The following is a 16,093-nucleotide window of genomic DNA, read 5'->3' as shown; positions in this document are numbered from 1 at the left end:
TAAAAGTATGCGGTTTGCCTATAGAAAGTTAGCTGTTCGCTTGGCTTTTGCTAAACGAACGGCTTAAATCAACCTTATTGATCCTACTTAGCGACTAGTGCTTTAACCGTTAAAGTCGCGCTCGCAGAGGCGGCGTTGTTGCCTTTATTGGTTTTTAAAGCTCCAGCAGGCAACTTGTTTTTGTAACTGCCTTTAGATTTTGCAGTCACTTGCACCTTCACAGTACAGCTACTTTTGGCTGGAATAGAGCAGGCCTTTAAGATCACTTTTGAGCTACCCGGCGCGGCTGTTAACGTTCCACCGCAAGTGGTAACTGCTTTTCCTGATATCACCATGCCGATGGGGAAAGTGTCGGTAAGGGGGGCAGTCAATTTAGCCAATGTACTGTTAGGGTTCTTTAAGGTAATGCTCAGCATTGACAGACCCTTAGCAGGGACAATAGCCGGTTTGAAAACCTTGCCAAGGCTGGGCGCAATGTGAGCTGCGGGAAGCACTGTCAAGGTTGCGACAGTAGGGCCTGCGTTGTTGCCTTTATTCGTTTGCAAATCACCCGCTGCCAAGGAGTTATAAGAACAGCCTTCAGCCAGTCCAATGACATTTACTGATACCGTACACGAACCATGAGCCGGAATCGTGCCATTTTTCAATACCACGGTCCAGTCATCAACCATGACTTTTCCACCGCAGGTCGTGCTGGCATAGCCATCGACCAATACGCCACTTGGCAGGTTGTCGATAAGAGGTGCAGTAAGGCTTGCAGCTTTAGCACCCACGTTGCTTAAGGTAATGGTAAGCAGTGAGTTATCACCGGATTCGATAGTGGCTGGACTGAAGCTTTTGCTGAGTGCAACAGAGACTGGCGCGGAAGGCGTAGATGGATTTGAAGGTGTGGAAACGGTCAAGGTTGAGATAGCCTGGCTGATGTTGTTGCCATTATTGGTTTGTAAGGCACCAGCAGCCAGGGAGTTAATATAGTTTCCTACATTAGAGGCAGTCACTTTCACTGTCACCACACAGGATTTATAGGCTGGGATCGATCCACCTACCAAGATGACTTTAGAGCTACCAGGAGTCGCTGTAAGTGTACCGCCGCATGTATTGCTGGCCGCGCCGACAATCAGCATACCATTAGGTAATATGTCAATGAGGGGTGCGCTCAGAGTAGAGATTCTAGCGCTAGAGTTGCTTAAAGTCAGGCTGAGAATTGATGTGCCTTTTGCGGTGATGGTGGCCGGACTGAAAGACTTGCCGAGCATAGGGGCAACACCTACAGGAGGATTGACAGTTAAGGTGGCAATAGTTTGAGCAGCATTACTGCCATTACTGGTCTGCAAGACACCGGCAGCCAGCGAGTTAAGATAGTTGCCTTCTTTAGTTGCCGTTACTTTTACCGTTACTGTACAAAAACTATTAGCCAGAATCACGCCGTTTTTCAAGGTTATTTTTGAGCGTCTCGCAGAGGCTGCAAAGGGCAATTTACTACACGTGGTGTGCACTGAACCCATTACCATAATACCTTTGGGCAATGTATCAATGAGCGGCGCGGTAAGGCTGGCAGCCGTGTCACCAGGATTGCTTAAGGTAATAATTAGTGTCGATGTACCGTCTGCATTAATGGTAGCAGGGCTAAAGGCTTTACTGAGCGTAGGTCTTGTGCTCACAGGTGAGTTAACGGTTAAAGTTGCGATGGTGGCATTGGCATTGTTGCCGTTATTCGTCTGTAAAGCACCGGCGGCCAGTGAGTTGATGTAATTGCCTCCGTTGGCGGCTGTGACATCCACGTTGATTACACAGGAGCCGTTGTTCGCAGGAATAGACCCACCTGTCAAGATCACTGTCGAAGCGCCCGCAGTAGCGGTGAGTAAGCCTCCACACGTAGTGCTCGCATTGCCGTCGACCACCAAGCCATTGGGCAATGTGTCGGTAAGCGGCGCAATAATGCTGGCGGCTGTTACATCAGGGTTAGTCAAGGTAATGGTAAGTGTAGATGTACCATTGGTATTCATTGTGGCAGGGCTAAAGGCTTTGCTGAGAGTGGGTGTAGTCACTACAGGTGAATTGACGGTTAAAGTCGCGATGGCCGGCGCAGCATTACCGCCATTGCCGGTTTGTAAGACACCGGCAGCCAATGCGTTAATGTAGTTGCCGCCGTCCGTTGCAGTCACGCTGACCTTTACCGTACAGTTACTGTTGGCTGGGATTGTTCCTCCTGTCAAAGTTACCGTTGAACCACCCATAGGGGCAGTCACTGTTCCTCCGCAAGTATTGGCCGCACTACCTGCAATGGTTAGGCCACTAGGCAACGTATCAGTTAGCGCTGCGGTCATAGTTGCAGCGGTATTGTCCGAGTTGCTTAAAGTTAAGGTGAGAGTTGATGTGCCACCGGCATTAATCGTAGCCGGACTAAAGGCCTTGCCGAGAGAGGGCGGAATCACCACCGGGGCATTAACTGTTAAGGTGGAAATAGCGGCAAAGGCATTATTGCCATTACTGGTTTTCAATACTCCGGCAGCTAGCGAGTTGATGTAGTTGCCACCGTTCGCTGCTGTCACCGGAACGGTAACGGTACAGGAACCATTGTTGGGTGGGATCGAGCCACCGGTTAAAGTTACCGTTGAGCTGCCCGTGGTGGCAGTCACTGTGCCGCCGCAGTTGGTGCTGGCGCTACCGGCGACTACCATACCCGTGGGCAGGGTATCGGTAAGTGGGGAGCTCAAGCTGGCCGCTTTCGTATCAGGGTTACTTAGGGTAAGCGTAAGCATTGATGTCGCATCCGCACTGATGGTAGCAGGACTAAAGGCCTTGCCGAGCGTAGGCGGTATGGAAGTTCCTGGTGACACCGCGCACACGGAGATGGAGACGGCATTGGAATCCATCGTAACAGCCCCATTGCGTGCAAGGGCTCTACCCGATACGTCGGTATTGCTATTAAGGGAGATACTGGCGAGCGCTAGAATATTGCCTACAAACGAAGTGCCGGTACCTAAAGTTGCAGAGCTGCCTACTTGCCAAAAAACATTGCATTGCTGGCCGCCATTGATTATTTGTACAGACGAGTTAACCGCTGTGATCAGGGTACTGCCTACCTTAAATACCCAGACTGCACTGGGGTCGCCTTGGGCGTCGAGCGTGAGCGTTCCTGTCAATTGAGCTGAGGAGGAAAAACAATAAACACCCGGCACGAGTGTCATGCCTCCGATGTTGGTGGGAATACCATAAGTGGTATTACACGCCTGGCTCGCCAAATTATTGTAAGCAATAGCGTTATCACTTTGCGCCTGAGCTGCCACCGCATCACCCGCATGTATCGTGCCTGTAGTCACAGTGCCGGGCGGAAAACCGGTAATAGCCGAGCCCGGACTGACACCCAGATCGCCAGTTGCGATGATAGTTGGGCCGGTATTGGTTACCGTCGAGCCGCCCAAAACCGCGAAACTCTGCGCTGTACCCAGTGACGGCGCGGTCGCTGCCAATGCTGTGTGGAATGGGACTGCGCTAATTACGGCGAAAAAAAGAAGACTGAGAATCCGCGGCCTCAGAGTATTCAGCATGTTCAGAGTGTTCATTTGATATCCTTTAATCCTTTAGATAAAGGCAGGCCTTTGCCTATTGGCATAGGTGTCTACCTATCTTTAAAAAATTTTTGTTGAAAAAATGCGTTATTGTTTTGCACAAAAATACCTAACTCATTTAAATTAAATAAGTTAAAAATGTGTGTAGATACCTATGCTGTTTTGGCGTGCTATTTATGCTTGAACGTTTTGAGCTGCTATGGCGTACTCATTGTTTTTAAAGACGTGTTCTACGCTGTAGCGCATGTAGTGAAAAAAGCCAGTATTACCCTTACGGCTTTTTGATGACATGTTTGATAGATGAAAAGATACCCGATGCTTATTGTTTAAAATCAACTTCCAATTAAGCTGAGACAAGTGAAGTCTACTGCTCTTCCTTATCCCAGTTATGTAGGTAGATTTGAAATCTGATAGGGCTGAAACTTGCTTTTACTGCGTTCTGCTTTACCTGTGCTTATGTGGAGGCTTTGTAAGATTGCTGTGTTGCAGGTTGAAAACTTTAATTAATCGCTAATGTAACCGCGATTACAACACATCAGAAAATTAGTGTAAAGATATATGTAAAATATATTATAAATAGATAAAAATTAATAAATTTTGTTAATTTTTTATTTTACAATTTATTAAAATTAGCCGCGCATATTTACATAAAACAATTATATAACCCATGTTCTTGTTTCAATTTTGACCTTCACTGGCTCAATAATGTACTGTACGAATGTGAATAGATTCGCAATTAGAGTGTTTCAACAGTTAGGAACGTTACTTTTATGTTTAATAAGGCCATTGCCAATCAGCCTCTTCTGGCCTATCGATGCCATACTCGTAAGCATAATTGCAGCACTCAATCTGCCGGTCACGTAGCTTTTGCTTCACATGCGCACCAGAAATTCTTAGCGCAGGAATGCGATTGATGGCATCAATGGCTAAACTGAAACGGTCAATTTCATTTTGAATGGCCAGTTCCAGGGGGGTATTGATACTGCCTTTTTCCTTGTAACCGCGCACATGCAAATTAGGATGATTGTTACGCCGATAAGCCAACCGGTGAATTAACGAAGGATAGCCATGGAAATTAAAAATAATAGGCTTATTTAAAGTAAACAGGCTGTCGAAATCCCAATCTGAAAGACCGTGGGGATGCTCAGTGCTGGGCACCAACTTGTAGAGATCCACTACATTAATAAAACGAATTTTAAGCTGGGGAAAATATTCGCGCAGTAATACTGTCGCGGCCAAAGCTTCCTTGGTCGGAATATCGCCCGCACTTGCCATCACTAAATCCGGCTCGTAGCCCTCGTCGTTGCTAGCCCACTCCCAGATACCAATGCCCTTGGTGCAGTGTTTAATCGCCGCATCCATATCCAAATATTGCAGATGCTTCTGTTTATCGCACACAATAACATTAATATAGTCGGTGCTTTTCAGGCAATGGTTAGCAATGGAAAGCAAGCAATTCACATCCGGTGGCAGATAGATACGGGTTACCGACGGACTTTTGTTGACCACCAGGTCAAGAAAGCCCGGATCCTGGTGAGTAAAGCCATTATGATCTTGCCGCCAAACCGTGGAAGTAATTAACAGATTAAGCGATGAGACCGCCGCCCGCCACGGTACTTTTTTAGACATGGCCAGCCATTTGGCATGCTGATTAAACATCGAATCAATAATATGCACAAACGCTTCATAGGTAGAAAAAAAGCCATGACGACCCGTTAACAAATAGCCCTCCAGCCAGCCTTCCAGGGTATGTTCAGACAGTATTTCCATCACGCGGCCATCGAGTGACAGTTCGCTGCCGCCGGCATCTTCGGGCAGAATTTCTGCCAGCCAGGTTTTTTTACTGACCTTATAAATGTCATCCAGCTTGTTGGAAGCATTTTCATCCGGGCCGAACACCCGAAAATTTTTCATATTATCAGCCATAATATCGCGCAGGAATTTACCCAGTGGACGGGTATTTTCTGCGGTGGTTTTACCTGGGCTTGCCAGTGCCAGCATATAATCCCGGAAATCAGGCATGCGCAAGGCTTTTCGTAACAGGCCGCCGTTAGCATGGGGGTTGGCACTCATACGCCGTGTACCTTTGGGCGCTAATACTCTAATTTCGGGACTCAATTTTCCTGAGGCATCAAATAATTCGTGAGGCCGGTAACTTAGCAGCCAATCTTCCAAGATTTTCAAATGCGCCCGATTTTCTTTAACACCAGACAGCGGCACTTGATGTGCCCGCCAAAAACCTTCCACTTTATGGCCATCGACTTCTTTAGGCCCTGTCCAGCCTTTTGGGCTACGTAATATAATCATCGGCCAGCGAGGGCGCGTTGCAATACCGGTGCGACGCGCTTCATCCTGAAACCGGCGAATTTCAAGGACACAGTGTTCCAAAACACCTGCCATCAGCTGGTGCATGGTTTCAGGATCGCTGCCTTCTACAAAGTAGGGGGTATAGCCGTAGCCTTGAAACAGCTTTTCCAGTTCTTCGTGGGAAATACGCGCTAAAACAGTGGGATTGTTAATCTTGTAACCGTTCAGATGCAATATGGGCAATACCGCGCCATCGGTGATCGGATTAAGAAACTTATTGGAATGCCAGGATGTTGCCAAAGGGCCGGTTTCTGCCTCACCATCACCTACCACTACGGTTACCAGTAAGCTGGGGTTATCAAATGCAGCGCCGTAGGCATGAGAAAGACTGTAACCCAGTTCGCCGCCTTCATGGATAGAGCCGGGTGTTTCAGGGGTGCAGTGGCTGCCTATACCGCCTGGAAATGAGAATTCCTTGAAAAACTGTAATAAGCCTTCTTCATCTTCGCCCTTGTTGGAATAAATTTCCGAGTAAGTCCCTTCAAGATAAACGGGCGCCAGCACACCCGGTGCGCCGTGTCCTGGGCCTGCCATAAAAATCGCATTAAGATCATATTTATTAATAAGCCGGTTGATATGAATGTAAATAAAGCTTAGGCCAGGGCTAGTTCCCCAATGTCCTAGCAGCCTATTTTTGATATGTTCTGGCTTGAGGTGTTCTTTTAAAAGCGGGTTGTCCAGTAAATAAATCATACCGGCAGCGAGGTAATTACAAGCACGCCAATAGGCGTTAATTCGGTATAGTTCATCTGCGCTTAAGGGCGCAACTGGCGTTTGTGGTGTTGCGTTATCTGAGAATGTCATTAGCTATACCTGCTTTAGAGTTTAATTGTTAAATTAAACAGTTTTAGAATGCGGCGGGAGGTGATAAAAATAGGCACTTAGGTCAGATTGAGTTGCACGGTTTTAAGCCCGGGTAGGTGTAGATTAATCCTTAATGATTAAATCGCAAAAATCCATTAGCAACGGCCATTAACTGTAGTCAGTCAGTATGATTTGCCGGACACATTTTTAGGCTACCCATTTGAGGCGGAATATCCGTTCGAGCTTGTCGAAGGGTCTGTTGTTCATGGTTCGAGAAGGCTCTCATGAGCTTGTCGAATGGCTCACCACGAACGGCTTTTTTTAAACTGTCTCGTCTTAGAGCCTTGTCGAACCATGAATGGTTTGCCCTGCGACACCTCCAGCAAACGTCAGAACAAAAATGATGAGTTGTTATTAGTGCGTTGAGCTACTTTAACACGATACATGGCATTATCAGCCTGATTGATCAGATCACTGTAATCTTGCCCCTCTGCGCCATGAAAGGCAATGCCGATACTGGCAGTGACTGTAACAACATGCTCACCCAGAATATAAGACGCACACAGACGTTTACGGATTTTGGCTGTCATCAATGCGGCACTTTCCTGGGTATCAATTTCTGTGAGCATAATCACAAATTCGTCACCGCCATAGCGGCACACTGTATCGCCCTGACGTACGCAGGACACTAAACGCTTTGCCACTTGCTGCAAAAGCTTGTCACCTACCGCATGTCCAAGCGTGTCATTAATGCTTTTAAATTTGTCCAGGTCAATAAACAACAGCGCCACCTGTTTTTGTTGCCTAGCGGATTGTGCCATTGTTTGCTGAAGTCGATCCCGTAATAGATTACGATTAGGCAGCCCTGTCAGTACGTCGTGATGTGAGCAATGAAGCGCCTGTGCATACTTTTCTGCAAGTCCAAGCGACTCGTGTTTAATACGGGCATTGGTTTCTAAAAGCACATCAATTTGCTGTTGCGCAATGCTTAATTGCTGTTGACAGCTTGCCAAAGCCAGCTTAACTTCCACCAGCTCTGCACGAGATTGCTGTAGTTGGGCAACGAACGCATGCTCAGGGCTTACTGGTTTGCTGGCTTTTACCGGGAAAAATCGGGAGCCATAAAATGCAAAAGTCAGGTTAAAGATCATATAAGACTTTTATTTATTTTGTAGGGGGCTGGGTTTCAATCTTGACATCGCTGGTACCGTCTTTTTTCATGTCAAGCTTGTTAGCCGCTGCTTTGGACAAATCGATGGCACGCCCACCTGTATAGGGTCCGCGATCATTAATTTCGACATCCACTTTTTTGCCATTTTCAAGGTTAGTGACTTCAGCCTTAGTACCCATAGGTAAAGTGGGATGCGCCGCTGTCAGTGCTTTCTGGTTAAAAGTTTCACCACTGGCCGTTTCTTTACCTTGAAATTTTGTGCCATACCAAGAAGCCTTACCAACTTGTTTATGAACAACCTTACTAGAAACACTGCCCTTTTTATGAGGGTGTTTTTTGCTTTTGTGACCTGATTGGGCTGAGTCACAGTCAAAAGCATAAACAACTAACGTCCCGATTAAAATGGCACGGATGACATTGAAAAACCATTTTTGCCCACTTGATCTAGAGTTGAAGCGGAGTTTTTTTTCGTCTAGCAGTGAGTTATTAAAAGTTAACATGGTACATCCCCTATAGACCTAGCTTGTAAAATGAGTAAGCCATCTTTTAATGATGAACAGTCGCTTGTTCTGCTTTGTTTTCCATTAAGATATTTCTGGCTTTAATGACTTCATCACTGGAACCGTGCACAATGAGAAGGAATTTGTCGGCTTTTAGTGCAGTTTCGTATTCAATAACGCTGTCTTCAGGAATGCCAATGCTGGCCAGTGCGCCGCCAAGGGCGGTTAGGCCACCGGTAACAAATGCCACTTCCAATGCACCGATTATCCAGCTTACCAAGGGGCCACCGACCATAACCGGCCCCAATCCTGGAATAATAAAGAATGCTGAGCCAAAAAGAAGCCCCCAAATCCAGCCCCAAAACAGACCGTATTTACCCCAGTTCGCCATACGGTCACCGGTATTGTAATACCCGACAATATGTTCTTCGGTGTGATAATCTTTGCCGACCACAGAAAGCTTTTTCATATCATAACCAGAGGCCTGCAGTTCTTTGACTGCAATTTCGGCATCTTCGTGATTGTTAAAGACGCCAACGGTAGAGCTATTTTTTTCAGACATGTCACTTCTCTGTAGTGTGTAGGAAAAATGCAGTGGGTAAATTATCCATTAATAATCTTGGTTCCTAACCCCTAAGCTATTATTGTCGGCTTTCATCAAGAAGTCTGTTCGCTAACGCACACAATATTAAATAACAACAGTGTGTTAGGCTACTTAACCCAAAATACGTTCGTAGATTTCTTTATCGGCTCTATAACAACCACACGATGCCGCCTCAAGCCCCACGCGATCACGAATGACCAAATCGCCACGCTGGTAACTAATGAGATTTTTCTTCAGTAATGAGTTTGCCGCTTTAGTAATGCCAACACGCCTTACACCGAGTATATAGGCCAAAAAAACATGGGTAACATGCAAATGGTCAGACTGCGCCCGATCTTGTGTCATCAATAACCAGCGGGCAAGCCGCGCTTCTAATAAATGAAAACGAGTGCAGGCCGCTGTTTGTGCAAGCTGCTTCATGGAGACATAAAGATAGCGCTTCAATACTGTTTCTAGCGCCGGGCTTTGTTCCAGTTCACGCAGAAACAACGCTGTTGTCATGCGCAATGCAGATCCGGCCCCCTGAACCACAGAATAAAATGGAACTATATTTACACCTAGCAGGAGGGTAATCCCGAGCATGCCTTCATTGCCAATCAACCCCACTTCCAGATTTGCCCGGCCATCAATAGGTGTCACTACAGAAATAAAACTTCCGGTCGGGAAATACACATGCGATATAAGCTCATCGGCGCGGCACAGTACTTCAGAAAAAGCGAGCTCGATAGGCTCGCAGTTTGCAAGCAATCGATTTCTATCATGGCTAGGCAGGCTAGCCAGCAAATGATTATGGGTTGAAATAGCGGGACGGGGTGTCATGAGTATTTTCCTGTGATGTTTGGAAAACTCGACAGGGATTTAAAGCCATTGCAATGCCCTTATTGAGTTTGCTAGGGAGAAGGACTCCAACAGTAAACGCAGCTTAACATAGCGGATTTTGGCTCTCTGTGCGCTAGCACACCAACTTGTGTCAGGCTTTTACGAGAGAGGGGGCTGATCATTTTTTAGCGGGGTTAATCACACTTGCAGATTTTATTGGATATTTTCATAGTCAGCCGGCGTATCAATATCAGTTGCAGCTTCGGGTACCGAGACAGTTATAAGAGAGGCGGAATGGGCTAGAAGTATGCTTTTTGCACCTTGCTGACCCGTCAGCGCCAGCAAGTGCTGATAAAATGGCTTGCCAAAAAGTGCGGGCACACCTACCGTATTTTCATAATCCGCAGCAATCAGCTGTGCGTTTGTTGAACGATAAGTAATGACTAATTTGTTGATGATTTCTGTGTCCACATAGGGTTGATCGCAGAGCATCAAAATAACGGCACAGGTATCCATCCCCTTAGTAAGATAAGACATTCCGGCTGCAATAGAAGACCCCATACCCTCTGGCCACGCTGTATTAACCACGGTTTTCAGAGGCAAACCGGCCACTTCAGTTTGTATTTTTTCTGCATGCGCCCCTAAAACCACCACTATGGGTTGGCAATAAGATGCAAGCGCCATTTTTGCCGTATGACGCATTAAGCTTTGCTGTTTGTAAATCAACAGTTGCTTTGGAGTGCCGAGCCGTTTGGAGCTGCCTGCCGCCAGCAATAACAACCCCACGTGGCCGTGTCTATCTTTACTGGGCATAAGTTTGAGCAAATACTTTACTCGATGTCCACGCTTTTACGCTGCGCTTGCTGTCAGCGGTAGCAGGATAAGTACACAAATGTCCCCCATGGCGATCTGCCACCAGCGCGCGTATTTCTGCAATAATAGACAGGGCAATTTCCTCAGGTGAGCCAGCACCGATATCTAAACCTACTGGCGCGTAAATCCGGGCAAGGTCAGTGTCTTTACAGGTAAAACCACCGGTTTTTTCCACATCATCCAACAAGCGTTCAGTGCGTTTTTTAGGGCCCATAACGCCAATGTAACGCGATGTCGATAACAGTAAAAATTCCAGCAAGCTTTTATCATGCACATAGTTATGGGTCATCAACAGCGCGAAGCTGCGTAGAGTAATGCGGACGTGCTCATGAACATTTTCCGGACGCGCCAGCGTAACCTTACTGGCTAACGAAAATATGTCTAGGCTAGCGGGGCGAGCCTGGACATCAATAACGTCTGTCTGCCAACCTAAGCCCGAGGCTAACTTTACAATGGGCAGTACGTCATAGCCTGCTCCAAAAATAACAAGTGTGATGGGTGGGGGAATTATTTCAATAAAGACTTTAGCGCTATTGCCATCCCAGTTGTAAACACAAGCGCCGGATTTTTCTTCAAGCAAAGCACTGTCAGCATCCTGATAAATTAAGGTAGCCAACCTATTATTGAAAACAGTACAGTTAATTTCTTGGAATTTATTGATAATAACGCGGGCGCCTATTTTGATGTCTGCTACCGGCATTAAATCAGCGGGTGAATAATGAAAAACAGTCGCCACAGCGATAGCAGCCGTATTTGAAGCGGCGGTAAACGTTAGGCGCAAGGCATTGATATAACTACATTGCAAAGTGCAAGGTTCAATAAGCAGACTTACCACCCCATGGCAACCTAGCCCTAAACCCCACGCCATCTCCTGTGTTGTTGAGGTGGTGTCATATTCGATGAGCTCAGTTAACTGGGTATCAATCACGCGTAGCGCCTGTTGAATAACATCCGTTTCTAAGCAACCGGCGCTAATCATGCCCGTACTTTGGCTGCTTTCAGTTACCAGCATACGCGCCCCCGGATGCCGGTAAGCTGAGCCTTCAACATTCACCACCGTCACTAAAGCGCAGCGCTCGCCTTGGGCCTGAGCTTTGTCAAAGGCTTCAATTATTGCTTGCGATTCATTCATTATGTTTTCCTCTGGGTAAGCGGAAGCTAGGTTTCATCGTTGTTTCTAAACTTTTGCAGTCGATTTTCCAATAGTTTTACAGAAGCCTATCCAGGGTAATGGGCAAATCACGCACACGCTTGCCGGTCGCGTTAAAAACCGCATTAGCGATTGCCGCTGCGGCTCCGGTGATGCCAATTTCACCAATTCCGTGCGCACCCAAAGGCGTGTGTTCGTCAGCAATGTCGTTGTAAATAATATCAATGTGCGGCACATCTAAATTAACAGGGACATGATATTCGGCCAGTGACGGGTTCATGATCCGGCCTTTGCGTTCATCAAATAAGGTTTCTTCCATGAGTGCCATGCCAATGCCCATCACGATGCCACCGCGAAATTGACTGATAGCGGTTTTAGGGTTCAAAATTCTGCCACAATCAAAAGACCCCAGCCAACGTGAAACCTGCGTTTCACCGGTTTCTTCATTAACCCGCACTTCGCAAAATTGCGCCCCGTAAGAATGGATGGAATATTTTTGTATTTCTACCGGCATGTCCGAAGCGGCTTCAGCCTCTACATAATCTAAGGCAAAACGATTTAAAATGGATGTGTAGGTTTCGCCTTGGGATGAATCATCTTTACTGTACAAGCCATTAGCACGGGCTTCTATTTGCTCGTATTTTAAGCTGGAAAGCGGTGAATCTGCATGGTGTCCCGCCAGCGCAAAGAGTTTTTTATGGACTTTTTCAGCGGCCGCCGTAACCGACGCAATAATGCTGACGGTTTGGTTGGAACCGCCTGCCACCGGCGATTCGGGCAAATCAGAATCACCGTATTGAAACGACACTTTATCAAGCGGCAAGCCCAATCTTTGCGCCGCATGTTGAATCTGCACGGTTGCTGTGCCCATGCCCATTTCATGCGCCGATGCCGAAACCACAGCGGTGCCGTCCGCACAAATACGCACCCGCGCTGATGCCGGAAAACGGTAAGTCGGATAATAGGCACTGGCCACCCCTTGTCCTATCAGCCATTTACCGTCACGCTGTGACCGGGGTTGTGGATTATGATTTTGCCAACTAAATTTTTCTGCGCCGCGTCGGTAAGCTTCCAGCAAATGACGGTTGGAAAATTCGGTACCTTTGGTCGGATCTTTTTCCGGTTCATTAAGCCTGCGTAATTCAATCGGATCAATTTGCAGGGCATGGGCGAGTTCATCTATAGCAGACTCTAAAGCAAACGTGCCTATTGATTCACCGGGCGCGCGCATAAAACTGTTGGCAACCGTGTCCATCCTAACGAATTTTTGATGAAGATATATATTTTCCGCCGCGTAAAGGTTTCGTGCCGGAAAGCTAAACTGTTCCGGAAAATAATTGTGCGCGGTCATTGCGGTCGTGCCGGTATGAATCAACGCAGTCAATTTATTGGCTTTATTGACGCTGAGCGCGACTCTTTGTTCAGAAAGCGTGCGCCCACCAACGATACGAAAAACGCCTTCCCGCGACACCACCAGCTTTACTGGGCGCTTAATGATTTTAGCCGCCATAACGCAGAGAGCAGTGTTGGCCCATAAAGAACCCTTGCCGCCAAAACCGCCGCCGACAAATGGGGCAATAGCACGCACTTTGTCAGGTTTCAGAGAAAATATTTCCGCCAGCGTACGTTTGACACCGTAAACATTTTGCGAGGGATCAAACACCGTCAAACTATCATCATCGTGCCAGACGGCAATCGTCGCGTGGGGTTCAATGGCATTGTGGTTATAGCGCGGCGTGTGATAAACCTGATCGATGTGCAGTACTGACTGCGCTAACGTCTTTTCGGCAGTGCCAATTTCAATCTTTGGGGGTTCGCCTAAAATATCGTCTGGGGTTTTGGCATCGGCTTTTAAAGCATCAAATGAAACACTGGGGGTTTCAATTTTATAGTCCACCGTTATCAACGAAGCCGCGTGTTCGGCTTGCTCGACTGTTTCGGCAACCACAATTGCTATCGGTTGCCCATTCCAGTAAATGTTTTCATTTTGCATAATAGGCAGGCTACTCCCCGCAGAACCTGTGCTTTCGCCGCCCGCTTTAAAGACCGGTGGATCTTGCATTTTGGGTGCGTTTTTATAGGAAATAACGGCTATCACGCCGTTTGATTGTTCTGCTTGGCGCGTATCAAGAAAAGTAATTTTACCTTTGGCGATCGTGCTGTAAACAAGTGCAGCCTGTGCCATATTTTCAAAGGGATATTCTGCGGAAAAACGCGCTTCGCCTTTCACTTTCAATTCACCGTCAACCCGGTTTAAAGCTTGGCCCACGTAACCTTCTTTGTGTGTCAACGGGTCAGCGTCTTTGTCGGGCATAAATTGCACCACTGTTGCCATGATTTTTTGCATGATACTCATCGCGCACCCCCGCTTTCGGCTAATTCGCTTAACACGCTTACAAGGGTTCGCTTAGCCAGTTCGATTTTAAAATTGTTGTGGCCATAACCTTTAGCGTCTTTTAATTCCACCTCGGCAGCGTCTTGAAAAGTCTTTCTATTAACCGCAGCACTCACCAATAGTTTTTCTGCTTTATGGGCTCGCCAAGGTTGGTGCGCCACCCCGCCCAATGCCAAACGGACATTGGTGATTATGCCATCTTCGATTTCTAAAGCGGCGGCCACACTGACTAAAGCAAAGGCATAGCTGGCTCTATCACGCACTTTTCGATAGGTGGAATTTCTAGCCATTTCAAGCGGAGGAATCTGGATGGAAGTAATCAATTCATCGGCCTGCAAACTGGTTTCAATATGCGGGGTATTTCCGGGCAAACGGTAAAAATCGTAAAATGAAATCACGCGCTTACCCTTGTTTCCTTGCACGTTAACCGTCGCATCAAGCGCTGCCAAAGCCACGCACATATCCGATGGATGGGTAGCGATGCAATTTTCAGAAGCACCTAGAATGGCATGCATGCGGTTAAGACCTTCGATAGCATCACAACCCGAACCTGGGTCACGTTTGTTGCAACCGGCGGCTTTATCGTAAAAGTAATAACAGCGTGTACGCTGTAAAAGGTTCCCCCCGGTCGTTGCCATATTGCGTATTTGTCCCGACGCGCCAAATAAAATGGCTTGTGACAACATCGGGTAGCGGTCACGAATAATTGCATGGTTGGCTAAGTCAGTATTTTTAACGCCGGCACCGATAGAAATTGCCCCGTTTGAAAGTGCTTCAATGTGGTTAAACGGCAAGCCACTCACATCAACAAGCATGTCCGGTTGTTCTATATTTTCGCGCATTAAATCAACCAGGTTTGTGCCGCCTCCCAGAAATTTTGCGTGTTCGTTTTGCGAAATCAAATGGATAGCATTGGCTGCATTTTCGGCTCTTGCGTAAGAGAAATTTTTCATGGTGCTACCTCCGTTGCATAAACCTTGCGAATCGCATCACAAATTCCCATATAAGCCCCGCAGCGGCATAGATTGCCACTCATGCGTTCTTTTATCTCTGTATCTGAAAATTCAATTCGCGATGCAGAAATATCTGGCGTAACTGCACTCGGCAAGCCATTTTTGAATTCATTGATCATACCGACTACCGAACAAATCTGTCCAGGGGTACAGTAGCCGCACTGAAGGCCATCATGTTCGATAAACGCAGCTTGCAACGGGTGAAGTGCCGTGTTTTCGGATAAACCTTCAATGGTGGTAATTTCTGTATCTTGATATTGAATAGCAAGCGCCAGACATGAAAGGATGCGTTTGCCATCCACCAAAACGGTACACGCCCCGCATGCACCTTGGTTGCAGCCTTTTTTAGGCCCCATAATCTCAAGATATTCGCGCAGAGCGTCCAGCAAGGAAACACGGGGCTCAAGGTTTAGCTTATAGGGTGTACCGTTAATCTTCAGATTGATGATGGTTTCAGGTGTCAATAAACCCCTGGCCACTGCGGGAGATGTGCTGTGCAGATCATGGTGATCCAAAACCTGTTCCCTTTGCGAATTAATTTGCATAGTGCTGTCCTCGTTAAATGGATAGGTTTAACAATAAGTATTATTACCAAAAGACCCTGTTAGATAGTCAATGAGCCTGCTACATCAGCAAGGGCGTAGCACACGTGATTGCAGTCCTTTGGTAACCGCTTAAGCCCCGTCTTTGCATAATTTGCCTCTTATTAAGTTTATTGAATCTCAATTTTCATAAGACAGATCTTGTGACTAATAAAACGCGTCAACACAACTGCTGACAAAACACTCAACAAATTTAGGCGTTCATTCGCCGCACTTTAAAGAT

At 46.9% G+C, this 16,093-nt stretch carries 11 protein-coding genes; all 11 read right to left on the bottom strand.

What is annotated here, in order from left to right; genetic code table 11:
• Positions 1-83: 83 nt before the first annotated feature.
• Positions 84-3,473, bottom strand: coding sequence for an ice-binding family protein (locus ACHZC4_RS07815; protein WP_394753273.1), 3,390 nt, complete (start codon positions 3,471-3,473; stop codon positions 84-86).
• A gap of 873 nt (positions 3,474-4,346) precedes the next feature.
• Positions 4,347-6,743: a phosphoketolase gene (locus ACHZC4_RS07810; protein ID WP_394753272.1), complete on the bottom strand. Its 2,397-nt coding sequence runs from the start codon at positions 6,741-6,743 to the stop codon at positions 4,347-4,349.
• A gap of 389 nt (positions 6,744-7,132) precedes the next feature.
• The gene (locus ACHZC4_RS07805) at positions 7,133-7,894 is read right to left on the bottom strand and encodes a diguanylate cyclase domain-containing protein (RefSeq protein ID WP_394753271.1); all 762 of its coding nucleotides are present in this window, start codon (positions 7,892-7,894) and stop codon (positions 7,133-7,135) included.
• Positions 7,895-7,907: 13 nt separating this feature from the next.
• On the bottom strand, positions 7,908-8,414 hold the full coding sequence (locus ACHZC4_RS07800) for a septal ring lytic transglycosylase RlpA family protein (RefSeq protein WP_394753270.1): 507 nt from the start codon (positions 8,412-8,414) through the stop codon (positions 7,908-7,910).
• Between the two features lie 46 nt (positions 8,415-8,460).
• Positions 8,461-8,976, bottom strand: coding sequence for a general stress protein (locus ACHZC4_RS07795; RefSeq protein WP_394753269.1), 516 nt, complete (start codon positions 8,974-8,976; stop codon positions 8,461-8,463).
• A 153-nt stretch (positions 8,977-9,129) separates the two neighbouring features.
• Positions 9,130-9,837 (bottom strand): Crp/Fnr family transcriptional regulator, encoded by a 708-nt coding sequence (locus ACHZC4_RS07790; protein ID WP_394753268.1) that lies wholly within the window; start codon positions 9,835-9,837, stop codon positions 9,130-9,132.
• Between the two features lie 213 nt (positions 9,838-10,050).
• Complete coding sequence (locus ACHZC4_RS07785) at positions 10,051-10,650, bottom strand: NTP transferase domain-containing protein (RefSeq protein ID WP_394753267.1); 600 nt, start codon at positions 10,648-10,650, stop codon at positions 10,051-10,053.
• Positions 10,640-11,842, bottom strand: a complete 1,203-nt coding sequence (locus tag ACHZC4_RS07780) for an XdhC family protein (protein WP_394753266.1) — start codon at positions 11,840-11,842, stop codon at positions 10,640-10,642. Before ACHZC4_RS07780 ends, ACHZC4_RS07785 begins: the two co-directional genes overlap by 11 nt.
• Positions 11,843-11,918: 76 nt before the next feature.
• Positions 11,919-14,216 (bottom strand): xanthine dehydrogenase family protein molybdopterin-binding subunit, encoded by a 2,298-nt coding sequence (locus ACHZC4_RS07775; RefSeq protein ID WP_394753265.1) that lies wholly within the window; start codon positions 14,214-14,216, stop codon positions 11,919-11,921.
• Positions 14,213-15,208: an FAD binding domain-containing protein gene (locus tag ACHZC4_RS07770; RefSeq protein ID WP_394753264.1), complete on the bottom strand. Its 996-nt coding sequence runs from the start codon at positions 15,206-15,208 to the stop codon at positions 14,213-14,215. The genes ACHZC4_RS07775 and ACHZC4_RS07770 overlap by 4 nt, the downstream gene beginning before the upstream one ends.
• Positions 15,205-15,813, bottom strand: coding sequence for a 2Fe-2S iron-sulfur cluster-binding protein (locus ACHZC4_RS07765; RefSeq protein WP_394753263.1), 609 nt, complete (start codon positions 15,811-15,813; stop codon positions 15,205-15,207). Before ACHZC4_RS07765 ends, ACHZC4_RS07770 begins: the two co-directional genes overlap by 4 nt.
• Positions 15,814-16,093: the final 280 nt, after the last annotated feature.

Source organism: Crenothrix sp. (assembly GCF_043729335.1).
Taxonomy (GTDB): Bacteria; Pseudomonadota; Gammaproteobacteria; order Methylococcales; family Methylomonadaceae; genus Crenothrix.
Note: the sequence above shows the minus strand (reverse complement) of the source record. Positions and strands in the feature narration are given on the sequence as shown.

Coding starts and splice junctions, on each gene's coding strand:
- ACHZC4_RS07810 (WP_394753272.1), bottom strand. CDS start 6,743: ATGACATTCTCAGATAACGCAACACCACAAACGCCAGTTGCGCCCTTA.
- ACHZC4_RS07800 (WP_394753270.1), bottom strand. CDS start 8,414: ATGTTAACTTTTAATAACTCACTGCTAGACGAAAAAAAACTCCGCTTC.
- ACHZC4_RS07795 (WP_394753269.1), bottom strand. CDS start 8,976: ATGTCTGAAAAAAATAGCTCTACCGTTGGCGTCTTTAACAATCACGAA.
- ACHZC4_RS07770 (WP_394753264.1), bottom strand. CDS start 15,208: ATGAAAAATTTCTCTTACGCAAGAGCCGAAAATGCAGCCAATGCTATC.
- ACHZC4_RS07765 (WP_394753263.1), bottom strand. CDS start 15,813: ATGCAAATTAATTCGCAAAGGGAACAGGTTTTGGATCACCATGATCTG.
- ACHZC4_RS07785 (WP_394753267.1), bottom strand. CDS start 10,650: ATGCCCAGTAAAGATAGACACGGCCACGTGGGGTTGTTATTGCTGGCG.
- ACHZC4_RS07775 (WP_394753265.1), bottom strand. CDS start 14,216: ATGAGTATCATGCAAAAAATCATGGCAACAGTGGTGCAATTTATGCCC.
- ACHZC4_RS07780 (WP_394753266.1), bottom strand. CDS start 11,842: ATGAATGAATCGCAAGCAATAATTGAAGCCTTTGACAAAGCTCAGGCC.
- ACHZC4_RS07790 (WP_394753268.1), bottom strand. CDS start 9,837: ATGACACCCCGTCCCGCTATTTCAACCCATAATCATTTGCTGGCTAGC.
- ACHZC4_RS07805 (WP_394753271.1), bottom strand. CDS start 7,894: ATGATCTTTAACCTGACTTTTGCATTTTATGGCTCCCGATTTTTCCCG.